The organism is Streptomyces sp. 8L (genome assembly GCF_020176795.1).
Lineage (GTDB): Bacteria > Actinomycetota > Actinomycetes > Streptomycetales > Streptomycetaceae > Streptomyces.
Map to the genome: position 1 here is coordinate 1 of NZ_JAIUKE010000409.1, position 11,010 is coordinate 11,010.

The 11,010-nt window shown below is 72.2% G+C and carries 9 protein-coding genes and 1 pseudogene; 9 read left to right on the forward strand and 1 reads right to left on the reverse strand.

Going from position 1 to position 11,010, the window contains the following annotated elements; all coding sequences use genetic code 11:
- Positions 1-157: 157 nt before the first annotated feature.
- The 4 genes from LCE31_RS28930 (at position 158) to LCE31_RS28945 (ending at position 5,335) form a co-directional block, all read left to right on the forward strand.
- On the forward strand, positions 158-1,099 hold the full coding sequence (locus LCE31_RS28930) for an aldo/keto reductase (protein WP_225019406.1): 942 nt from the start codon (positions 158-160) through the stop codon (positions 1,097-1,099).
- A gap of 653 nt (positions 1,100-1,752) precedes the next feature.
- Positions 1,753-2,403: a response regulator transcription factor gene (locus tag LCE31_RS28935; protein ID WP_225019408.1), complete on the forward strand. Its 651-nt coding sequence runs from the start codon at positions 1,753-1,755 to the stop codon at positions 2,401-2,403.
- Positions 2,400-3,083 carry a DUF4255 domain-containing protein gene (locus tag LCE31_RS28940; protein ID WP_225019410.1) on the forward strand — a complete coding sequence of 228 codons (684 nt, stop codon included), beginning with the start codon at positions 2,400-2,402 and terminating at the stop codon, positions 3,081-3,083. The genes LCE31_RS28935 and LCE31_RS28940 overlap by 4 nt, the downstream gene beginning before the upstream one ends.
- Positions 3,080-5,335, forward strand: a complete 2,256-nt coding sequence (locus tag LCE31_RS28945; RefSeq protein WP_225019411.1) for an ATP-binding protein — start codon at positions 3,080-3,082, stop codon at positions 5,333-5,335. Before LCE31_RS28940 ends, LCE31_RS28945 begins: the two co-directional genes overlap by 4 nt.
- Before the next feature lie 189 nt (positions 5,336-5,524).
- Here the strand turns inward: LCE31_RS28945 and LCE31_RS28950 are convergent, their stop codons facing one another.
- Positions 5,525-6,943 carry an RICIN domain-containing protein gene (locus LCE31_RS28950; RefSeq protein WP_225019414.1) on the reverse strand — a complete coding sequence of 473 codons (1,419 nt, stop codon included), beginning with the start codon at positions 6,941-6,943 and terminating at the stop codon, positions 5,525-5,527.
- 652 nt (positions 6,944-7,595) lie between these two features.
- On the opposite strand from LCE31_RS28950, the gene LCE31_RS28955 reads away from it, so the two are divergent.
- The 5 genes and pseudogenes from LCE31_RS28955 to LCE31_RS28975 all read left to right on the forward strand — a co-directional run.
- Positions 7,596-9,206, forward strand: a complete 1,611-nt coding sequence (locus LCE31_RS28955; protein ID WP_225019416.1) for a phage tail sheath family protein — start codon at positions 7,596-7,598, stop codon at positions 9,204-9,206.
- 81 nt (positions 9,207-9,287) lie between these two features.
- Positions 9,288-9,731 (forward strand): phage tail protein, encoded by a 444-nt coding sequence (locus LCE31_RS28960; RefSeq protein WP_225019418.1) that lies wholly within the window; start codon positions 9,288-9,290, stop codon positions 9,729-9,731.
- Positions 9,731-10,219: a hypothetical protein gene (locus tag LCE31_RS28965; protein WP_225019421.1), complete on the forward strand. Its 489-nt coding sequence runs from the start codon at positions 9,731-9,733 to the stop codon at positions 10,217-10,219. The genes LCE31_RS28960 and LCE31_RS28965 overlap by 1 nt, the downstream gene beginning before the upstream one ends.
- Positions 10,216-10,374 carry a DUF6760 family protein gene (locus tag LCE31_RS28970; RefSeq protein WP_225019423.1) on the forward strand — a complete coding sequence of 53 codons (159 nt, stop codon included), beginning with the start codon at positions 10,216-10,218 and terminating at the stop codon, positions 10,372-10,374. The genes LCE31_RS28965 and LCE31_RS28970 overlap by 4 nt, the downstream gene beginning before the upstream one ends.
- Before the next feature lie 306 nt (positions 10,375-10,680).
- Positions 10,681-11,010 (forward strand): annotated as a pseudogene (locus LCE31_RS28975) (hypothetical protein); the annotation flags it as partial.

Below are 11,010 nucleotides of genomic sequence, written 5' to 3' on the forward strand. Positions count from 1 at the left end.
CCGCCCGGGCGCCACCCGGGGACGGCCGGGGGGGCGCCACCCCCGGCCGCCACTGAACCGGCCGCCCCGCGGTTAGGGCTAGTGCCGCGTGCGGCGGACACGCCTCCGTTTCCCGGCGTCTCCGCCTCATTCGACATCGCACGAGGACGGAATTCCCATGACCCCCACTGACACCCGCGCTTCCGGGCCCGCCGCCGGTGCCCCCCGCCCGGGCGGCGCTGCCCCGCTCGCGGGCCGCACCGTCTCCCGTATCGGCTACGGGGCGATGCAGCTGGAACGTCTCCGCGAGGACCGCGCGGCGGGGGGCGCCGTGCTGCGGCGCGCGGTCGAGCTCGGCTGCGACCACATCGACACCGCCCAGTTCTACGGCGACGGCCTCGTCAACGGTCTGATCCGTGAGGCGGTCGGGCCCGAGGACAACGTCCTCGTCGCCACCAAGGTCGGTGCCGCCCCGAATCCGGAAGGCCCCGTACCGCTCCGACTCGCCCAGCGCCCCGAGGAACTGCGGGCCGCTGTCGAGGACAACCTCAGGAGCCTCGGTCTCGACCGGATTCCGCTGGTGAACCTGCGCCGAACCGACACCGGACCCGGGCTGCGCGCAGAGGGCGACCAGGTGGTCGACCTCGACGACCAGCTCGACGTCATGGTGGCGCTGCGCGACGAGGGCAAGATCGGCGCGATCGGGCTGAGCAGCGTGAGCGTGGACATCCTGCGCCGGGGCATCCCTGCGGGCATCGCCTGCGTGCAGAACGCCTACAGCATGGTGGCGCGCGGCGACGAGGACATGCTGGACCTCTGTGTCGCCGAAGGCATCGCGTGGGTGCCGTACTTCCCGCTCGGCGGTGCCTTCCCCGGCCTGCCGAAGGTGGCCGACGAGCCGGCCGTGCGGGCGGCGGCCGAGGCCCTGGACGCCAGCCCCGCGCAGATCGGCCTCTCCTGGCTGCTCAAGCACGCACCGAACATCCTCCTCATCCCCGGTACGGCGGACACCGGGCACCTGAGTGCGAACGTCGCCGCCGGCGCCGTCGAGTTGGACGACGCGACACTCGCCGCGCTGGACGCCGTCCCGACACGGTCGGTGGACCTCCCGCTCGGCTGACGCCCGCGCCGCCGCGCGCCGGGCGGCGGGTCGGGCCCCGGGCGCGGGCGCACCGGCGGCGGATCGCGCGGTCGCACGGCGGCGGATCGCGTCCCATCAGCGCCGGCTCGTGCCCCGGATGCGGCCTCGCCGGCGCCGGCTCGCCCCGGACGCGGCCTCGCCGAAACCGACCGCGCATTGTGTGAACCGGCCGCCGTTCCCGGCGCGATGGCCGCCGAGTGCGACAGGGGCCCGTACTCCCTCCGCCCGCGGCGGCGGGGCGACGAGAATGAACGGATTCCGTCGCTCTGGCTGAATCGCGTCGCCCGCATCCGGTGGACCCATGGCCCGGGGCCGGGCGCGCCGGCGCCCGCCCCGGTCTCCCGGGCACCGCCCGGAGCCGCCCCCGGACACGCGAACCCCCTTGTCGGTCTGCCCATTTGACCCCCGGGGTCGGGTGGCGGAGGGTGTGAGGGGCTGTCCGGGGCACCGGTGGTGAGTTTCCGGTCGGTAACTTTCGGGCCGTCCAACGAGCTTTTGTTTGAACAGGGTTGTGACAAGCGTGTGGCAATTGTGGGGCGATACCGGAACGGCCGGAAAGTAGTCTGCCGTGCGATCGCCGTTTCGGGCTGACGTACGATCTGGCTCGACAGGGAGGGAAATTGCACGGCTCATTGCGATCGACCGCCACGGAACCCGACAAACGGATTCCGGTGCTGGTCCACGCTCCCGACCCGATCTCGCGCGAGGGCACGATCAGCCAGCTCCGGCAGCATCCGGTGGTGGACCTGGTGGACGAGGCCGACGCCCGGGAGCAGGGCGTCGCCGTGCTGCTGGCCGAGTCCCTCGACCCGACCGTCCTCGCGCTGCTGCGCCGTCTCGTCCGCAGCAACGGGCTGCATGCCGTCCTGGTCGTGAGCCTCATCCGCGAGGCGGAGCTGCTCGACGTCATCGAGTGCGGCGTCGGCGCCATCGTCTGGCGCCACGAGGCCACAGGCCAGCGGCTGCTGCGTGCGGTGATCGCGGCCCACCGCGGCGAGGGGGACCTGCCGTCCGACCTGATCGGCCGGCTGATCAGCCAGGTCGGTACCCTGCGCTCCACCGCGGTCGGCACCTCCGGCGTCAGGCCCTCGGGCCTCACACCCCGTGAGATCGACGTTCTCCGGCTGGTCGCGGAAGGAATGGGGACCGGCGAAATCGCCGGAAAACTCTCGTATTCGGAACGGACCGTAAAGAACATAATGCAAGGCGTAACGACCCGCCTGGCGCTGCGCAACCGTGCGCACGCGGTGGCCTATGCCCTGCGCGAGGGGTACATCTCGTGATTCACGAAGTGGACGGACTTCTGCGCGGCCTGCTCAAGGGCGGTGCGCTGGCGGGTTCCGATGTCGAGATCGCTTTCGACGCGCCGACCCGCGACTGGGCGGCCCGCCGCAACGCGCCCGTTTTCAACGTTTATCTGTATGACGTCCGGGAGGACGTCAAACGCCGGGAACGCGGCACTACGAACGTACGCGACGACCGGGGGATCATCGTCCGTCGGCGGCAACCGCCGCGCTGGTTCCGGCTGTCCTACCTCCTCACGGCCTGGACGAAGCGCCCGGAGGACGAGCACCGGATGCTCTCCGCCGCGCTGGCCACCCTGCTGCCGCAGGAACTGGTGCCGCCCGGGGCGCTTCCCGAGGCCCTCGCGGCGCTCGGCCTCAGCGTGCCGCTGACCGTCGCGGGAATCCACACCGAGTCACGCTCCCTCGCGGAGATCTGGTCCGCGCTGGGCGGCAGCCTCAAGCCGTCGCTCGACCTCGTGGTCACCGTGCCGTTCCCCGGCTACCCGGACTACGACGCGGGCCCCCCTGTCACCGAGGGCGCGGTGGTGCGCGCGCGGGCGATCGACGGCCCCGAGGACGGCGAACGGATGCACCAGACACGCCACTTCGAGCGCGCCGAGCGCGAAAAGGACACGAACGCCGTGCGTCAGATCGGTCCCGGCGCGGGTGCCCGATGACCGTCGACTCCGGCACCGGCTCCTTCGACACCCACGCCGGCACAGCCACCGAAAGCGCCACAGCCACCGCCACGGACAGCGGAGCAGCCTCGGACACGGTGACAGCCACCGCCACGGACAGCAGAGCAGCCACGGACACGGATCTCGGTGGCGGCACCGACGACGCACCGCTCGGCGACGTGTCGCACCACGCGCTGCTCGCCCGTCTCGACCGGCTGCGCACCCGGGTCGCCGACCTCGTGGAGGAGCGCAGCGCCGGTGATCCCACCGCGGCCGACCCGCTGCGCGGCCTGTACCTCTCGGACGAGGCCGTCCGCCACCACCTGCTGCGGACCGGCTCGCGCCCCACCGGGGACCCGGCGGACGCCGGCCCGGGCGGCGGACCCGACATCCCGCCCGACGGGGAGCCCGACCGCCTGCACCGGCTCGCCGCCCGTCTCGGGCTGACCGAGCTGGACGCCTCCGTCCTGCTCATCGCGCTCGCCCCCGACCTCGACCGCGGCTTCGAGAGCCTCTACGGGTATTTGAACGACGACGTCTCGCGCCGGCGCGCCACGATCGGGCTCGCGCTCGACCTGTGCGGCCTGCCCGCCGACGACGCCTGGGCCCGCGGTGCCTTCCACCCGGCCGCCGCGCTCGGCGCGTTCGGCCTGCTGCTCGTGGAGGAGCCCGAACGCCCCTTCCTCAGCCGCTCGTTGCGGGTCCCGGACCGGGTGGCCGCCCATCTGCTGGGCGATGACACGCCGGACCCCGCGCTCGACGGGTACGTCCACGCGCTGCCGGCCCTCACCCTCTCCTCCGACCCCGCGGGCGGCGTCCCGGAGGCGGACCGGCTCGCCGAACGGCTCCGTGCCGCCCCGCTCACCGCCTACCTGCGCGAACAGCGCGAGGGAGACGGACTCCTGTACGCGGGCGAGGCGTTGTCCGCCGCGCGCCGCACGGCGCTGCACTTCACGCCCGCCCCCGGCGGCGACCGCCAGGGAGCGCAGGGCGCCGGCCAGGGACAGGACGCGGGTGCCCAGGGCGGCTACTGGCCCGGCCCGGTGGCGGAACTGCTGCGCGAGGCGCGGCTGCTGGACTGCGCCGTCGTCGTGTCCTCGCTGCCGGAGCGGCCCGGCCCGCTGATCCGCGAGTTGTCCGCGCCCGGCGTGACGGTGCTGCTGACCGGCTCCCGCCCGTACGACCCGCAGTGGTGCGACCACGACCCGCTGGTGCTCGACGTGCCCCCGCTGCCCTCGGGCCGGGTGGACACCTGGGCGTCGGCTCTCGGCCTCGACGGTGTGCGGGACCCGGGGTTCGACCTGGCCGCGACCGTCGCTCCGTACCGTCTCAGCGGCGAGAAGATCATCCGGGCGGCCCGTACGGCGCGGGAACTCGCCGCGTTCGACGGGACCGCCCTGACCGCGGCCCAGCTGCGTATCGCCGCACGACAGCAGTCCACTTCGGGCCTGGAACAGCACGCCCGCAGGATCAGGCCCGCCGTCGACTGGACCGACCTGATCCTGCCCGAGGGCCCCCTCGGGCACCTGCGGGAGCTGGCCATGCGCGCCCGCAACCGCGACCGTGTCCTCGGCGACTGGCGGCTCAGCGCCGGCGGCGGGCGGGGCCACGGCGTCCTGGGCCTGTTCGCGGGGGAGTCCGGCACCGGCAAGACCCTCGCCGCCGAAGTGGTCGCCGCCGACCTCGGCCTCGACCTGTACGTCGTCCAGCTCTCGTCGGTCGTCGACAAGTACGTCGGTGAGACCGAGAAGAACCTGGAGCGCATCTTCACCGAGGCCGACCGCACCGACGCCGTCCTGCTGTTCGACGAGGCCGACGCGGTCTTCGGAAAGCGTTCCGAGGTCAAGGACTCCCACGACCGCTACGCCAACATGGAGAGCGCCTACCTCCTCCAGCGGCTGGAGGCGTTCAGCGGCATCGCCCTGCTCACCACCAACCTGCGGGCGAACATCGACGACGCCTTCACCCGCCGCCTCGACCTGGTGGTGGACTTCCCGTTCCCCGACGCGGGGCAGCGGCTCGCGCTGTGGCAGCACAGTCTCGTCCACGTACCGTGCGCCGACGACATCGATCCCGGCGCGTGCGCCCGTGACTTCGAGCTGGCCGGCGGCTCCATCCGCAGCGCGGTGGTGACCGCCGCCTACGCCGCGGCCGGCCGCCGCACCGCGGTCACCACCGACGACCTGCTGGCCGGCGCCCGCCGCGAGTACCGCAAGGCGGGCCGCCTCGTTCCCGGCGAAATGGGCTGGTGAAGGGCGACCGGCGACCGGGGAGCAGCGTACGGCGACCCGGTGAACGGCAACCTGTGAACGGCGAACCTGTGAACGGCGACCGGCGGATCTGACGCCGGTGGACCTTGACGGGGGGGGCCGGTGAGAGCTCCCTCTGCTCTCACCGGCCGCCGCCGTTGTCGGGCCCGTCAGCTCCGTGGAGCCGCGCCGTCAGTTCTGGTTGTTCTGGTTGTTGTCGGGCTTGTCGATGGACCAGCCCTGGTCGTCGTCGTCACTGCACTTGAACAGGCCCAGCTTCTTGCCCTCTTGGCCGTCGTCGTTGGCCGAGGCGTAGCCGTCGACGTCCAGGCACATGTTGTCGCTGGCCAGGTTGTGAATCCAGTAGAGGCCGGTGCTCGGCCGCTTCTCCAGCCACCACATCTGGTTGTCGGTCTGGCTCCCCGTGCACGTCCACTCGTCGACGTCCGTACCCGAAGTCGCCGGGCCGTTGTTGGGGAGGTCCATGCAGTAGGCGTCGTCCACGTTGCGGATCTGGACGAGGTCGCGGCCGTTGGGGCCCTTGCCCTTGAACACGGTGTCGATGTTCCAGAGCTGGTTGTCCTGGGCCGGTGTCTTGCAGGTGTACTGGACTTCCTTGCCCATGGTCTTGCCGCCCTTGGTCTGCGGGGTGGCGCACTTGTGGGTCGTGCCGTTCCGCAGCAGGACCCGGGCATAGGGGTTCGGCTTCTTCTTCTTGGACCCGCCACCGCCACCGGCGTCCGCCGACACCGAGGGGGCGGCGGGTGCCTCTGTGGTCGGCGAGGGAGGCGGCGGTGCGGGCGCGGTCTCTGTCGGCGACGGGGTGGGGACGAGCGCGCCCGCGGGTGCGGCCTGTTCTGAGGCCTGTGTGGAGATGTTCGGTTTGTAGGCGATCCAGAGCATCACGAAGGCGATGATGAGTGCGAGGAGCAGGGTGATCAGCACGCTGATCCAGCGGGGGAGTATTCCCGGCTGGACGTAGGTCCCGCGCACCGGCAGCGGTTCGGCGCCGGAGCGCTGCACGTTGAGGGTGTAGGGGCGGGACTGTTTCGAACCTGCCCAGATGATCTGGCGGGGCTTGAGCGTGGTCTTGAGGAAGGCGGCGCGGCCGGGTTCCACCTGGACGTTGGCGGGGTGGATGTCGTAGGAGATCTGGTCGCTGTTGTCGTTGCCGACGATGGAGGCCGTGAGTTTGACGTTGCCGAGGTTGTCGACGGCGAGGCGCGGCCGGCCTCGGAAGCGGCCTTTGACGGTCTGCGGAACGAGTTCGGCGCGTACTTCCGAGAAGGGCGTGATGGTGACGTTGCCTTCGGGGACCGTTGTGGCCTCGGGGTGTTCGGTGGGGATGATCTGCACGCCGTACGGGTTCGGGCCGGCCGTCGCGTCGGGTGTGCGGGGCGGCGCGAACGTCAGTTGCACGGTCCCGGTGGTGCCCGGGTACAGCCGGATGCTCTGGGGCTCGACCGTCGTCCAGGGGGAGAGGTGCCCGACCGGTACGAACCGGTATTCGTCGACGACGTCACCGGTGTTGCGGAGCCGCAGCCGTACCGAGGTGGAACCGCCCGGGTCCACGGTCGTCGAGGCGGGTTCCAGAGAGGTCCACAGGCTCATGCGCCGAAGACTACGGCGGGCCCCGCCGCGCTGTCCCAGGACGCGGGGCACGGAAGGGTGTCCGCGGGAGCAGCCCGCGATGCCCTTCCGGGCGGCCGTGGCCGGCGCTCGGTTTTCCCGCGAACGAGGGCCGGGGGAAGGGCTTCTGGCTCATCCTTGTCCCCCGAAGCGGACACCCAAACCCGGCCGCCGCGACGGGCGCCCCCGACGCTTCCGCCGCCCCCGCTGACGGGCACGCTTCCAGGCCCACGTCCCGCCTCCGCCCGAATCGTCGGAACCACGGGATCGGGGGTGGAGGGCGTCCATCTCCACGGGACTAACGGTCCGGCCCCCGTGAGGGCAAGGGCCGCGAGGGCAATTCTCCGGGGCCGACGGGGCAGAGGGGCTGCCTGACCGGAGCCCGTGGCCGTCCGGTCCCGCCGCCCAACGCACCCGCGTACCGGCCGGAATGCCCAGCACAGACGCCTTTGCGTACGGACAGCGGCCCGCATGTGCCCCTTAGGGCAGCAGACATGCCCCCGGCGGGGCACCGAAGTACCTTCCTCCCGCGCCGCCCCTCGGGAATCGTTGCGGGCGTACCTATCTCTGCGGTGTCGTACAGCAGTACCGCGTACCCCACCCGCCGTATCCGTACCCCATAGGAGAGCAGAGCATGCCGTCGTACCTGTCGCCGGGCGTCTACGTCGAGGAGGTCGCCAGCGGCTCCCGCCCGATCGAGGGTGTGGGCACCTCCGTCGCGGCCTTCGTCGGACTCGCGCCCACCGGCCCGCTCAACAAGCCGACGCTGGTGACCAACTGGTCCCAGTACGTCGCCGCCTTCGGAGAGTTCACCGACGGGTACTACCTGGCGCACTCCGTCTACGGGTTCTTCAACAACGGCGGCTCCGCCGCGTACGTCGTGCGTGTCGGCGGCGCGGCCGAGGGCGAGACCGGCAAGGCGGGCGCGCCCGCCGCGGTGGCGGGCAAGGCCGCTCCGGCCGCGCTGAACCCCGGCGCCCCCGCCGAACTCGGCACGTTCACGGTCCGCGCGCTGGCCGCGGGCACCGCCCCCGGTTCCGGCGGCGCGCTCAAGGTGGAGGTGTCCGACCCGGAGGGCGAGGGCCCCGCGGAGCGCTTCCGGCTCGTCGTCAAGGACGGCGAAGAGACCGTCGAGACCTTCGACGTGACGGCCAAGAAGGGCAACCGCAACTACGTCGTCACGCAGGTCAAGGAGCGCTCCACACGCATCTCCATCCAGGAGGCGGCCCCCGCGGGGCAGCTGGCCAGGCCGGAGAACCAGAGCGTGACGCTGGGCCGCCCCGTCGCCGCCGCCCCGTCCGCCGCGCTGCCCGTCGAGTCCGGCGACAGCAGCCAGGTGGGCCCCGCCGAGTACCTCGGCGACTCCGCGGACCGCACCGGCTTCGGTGGCCTTGAGGCCGTGGACGAGATCTCGATGGTCGCCGTCCCCGACCTGATGGCCGCCTACCAGCGCGGTGCCATCGACCTGGAGTCGGTCAAGGCCGTCCAGCTCGGCATGATCGCGCACTGCGAGCTGATGGGCGACCGCGTCGCGGTCATCGACCCGCCGCCCGGCCTGAACGCCAACGAGGTCAGGACATGGCGCCAGGAGACCGCGGGCTACGACTCCAAGTACGCGGCCGTCTACTACCCGTGGATCAAGGTCTTCGACCCGGCCACCGGGCAGGCGCGCATGGTCCCGCCGAGCGGCCACGTCTCCGGCATCTGGGCCCGCAACGACTTCGAGCGCGGCGTGCACAAGGCGCCGGCCAACGAGGTCGTGCGCGGCGCCGTCGACCTGGAGAACCAGATCACCCGCGGCGAGCAGGACCTGCTCAACCCCGTCGGCGTCAACTGCATCCGCGCCTTCCCCGGCCGCGGCATCCGCATCTGGGGCGCCCGCACCCTCTCCTCCGACCCGGCCTGGCGCTACATCAACATCCGCCGGTACTTCAACTACCTGGAGGAGTCGATCCTGATCGGCACCCAGTGGGTGGTGTTCGAGCCCAACGACCAGGCGCTGTGGGCCCGTATCCGGCGCAACGTCTCGGCGTTCCTGGTCAACGAGTGGCGCAACGGAGCCCTGTTCGGCTCCCGCCCCGAGGACGCCTTCTACGTCAAGTGCGACGCGGAGACGAACCCGGAGGAGTCGGTGGACCTCGGCCGTGTCGTCTGCGAGATCGGCATCGCGCCCGTCAAGCCCGCCGAGTTCGTGATCTTCCGGCTGGCCCAGTTCTCCAGCGGCAGCGGTGACCTGGAGGAGTAGCCGGGCCCGATCCCGTGCCCTCGCCCGCCCGTTCCGTACATTTCCCAGGTACGTCAGAAGTAGAAGGACAGATAGCGGCTCATGAGTCTTCAGCCCGGTGATGCGCTCACCTCACACAATTTCGGTCTCCAGATCGACGGCGTCCTGGTCGAGTACCTCCAGGAGGTCAGCGGCCTGAGCCTCGAACAGGACGTCATCGAGTTCCAGCAGGTCTCCGCCCAGGGCAAGCCGGTCACGAAGAAGCTGCCCGGTGTCAAGAAGGCCGGCACCTGCACCGTCGTGCGCGGTATGACCCAGTCCGCCGCGTTCAACCAGTGGATCACCGAGTCGATCAACGGCCTGATGTCGACGGCTCGCAAGAACGCCACGATCCTCGTGATGGACTACACGAACGCCCCGGTCAAGCGCTACAACATGCGCAACGCCTGGTGCAGCAAGATCGACACGAGCTCGGTCAAGGCCGGCGAGGCCGCCGGGCTCCTGGAGACCGTGACCATCACCTTCGAAGAACTGGTTATCGAGTAATGCGCCGTACGGCTGTCCGTCCGCCCGCCGAGTCCGCCCCGCCGCCCGCGTCGCAGGACGAGGCGTCCGACCCCGTGCCGCAGCCGGCGGCGACGGAACAGGTGTCCGCCGGGCAGTCGCTGCGCACCGAGTTCGAGTTCGAGCTGCCGCGCGGATACGTCGACGAGTCGGGCACCGTGCACCGCACGGGCTCGATGCGTCTGGCGACCGCGAAGGACGAACTCATCCCGCTGCGCGACATGCGGGTCCAGGAGAACCCCGCGTATCTGTCGGTGGTGCTGCTCGGCCGGGTCATCACCCGGCTGGGCACGCTGCCCCTGGTGCACGACGGCGTGGTGGAGAACATGTTCGCCTCCGACCTCGCCTTCCTCCAGGACTTCTACCGGCAGGTCAACGCCGAGGGCCACACCCGCGCCGGGGTGACCTGCCCGCACTGCGAGCAGGCCTTCGAGGTGGAGCTCGGCGGGAGCCGCCTGGGGGAATCGTGACGTACGCGACCGACCGTCTCCACGAGGAGATCGCGTACATCGCCTACCACTTCCACTGGAGCCTGGAGGACATCCTGGACCTCGAACACCGTGACAGGCGGCGGTACGCCCAGGAGATAGCCTCCCTCGTCAACCGCGCCACGACGGAGGGCTGATGGGACTCATCGACAGGCTCCGGGGACGGCAGGACGCGGCCCGCGGCGACTCGGCCTCGGCGGGGCCCCCCCCCCCCCGCCCCGCCCCCCCCCCCCCGGGCGGGGGCGGGGGGGGCGCGCGGGGGCGCCGCCGCCCCGCCCCCCCGCCCCGGGGGCCGGCCGTCCGCGGCCCGCGGCAGCCCGCCCGCGGCGGCCGGGGCCGCCGGAGCCGCCGAGCAGCCGGCCGCGGCTCCGGGCGCGCCCGGCCCTGCCGCGCCCGCCGGCCGCACGGACCAGGACGCGGCGGGCTGGTCCGGCCTGCCGCCGATGCGCGTGGCGTCCGCCGGAGCCTCGGCGCCCGTCGCCGACGCCGGGTTCAGCTCCTCGCTCACCACCTGGCAGAACCCGTCCTTCGCCGGAACGCTGTCGCACGCCGTGCTCGACGGCGCGCCCGGCGGGCTGGTCAAGGGCGCGCTCGCCGTGCAGCGTGCTGCGTCGGCGGGCCCCGAGCTCGCCATGCCCTCGCTCACCCTGCCGGTCGCCGCCGCCGGGCCCGCCACGGAAACCGCTCCCGCGGAGTCCGGGTCCACGGCGGCCCCCTCGACCCCCTGGACGCACTCCGGCACGCCGGGACCCGGGAACGCCCTCCCGGTGTCC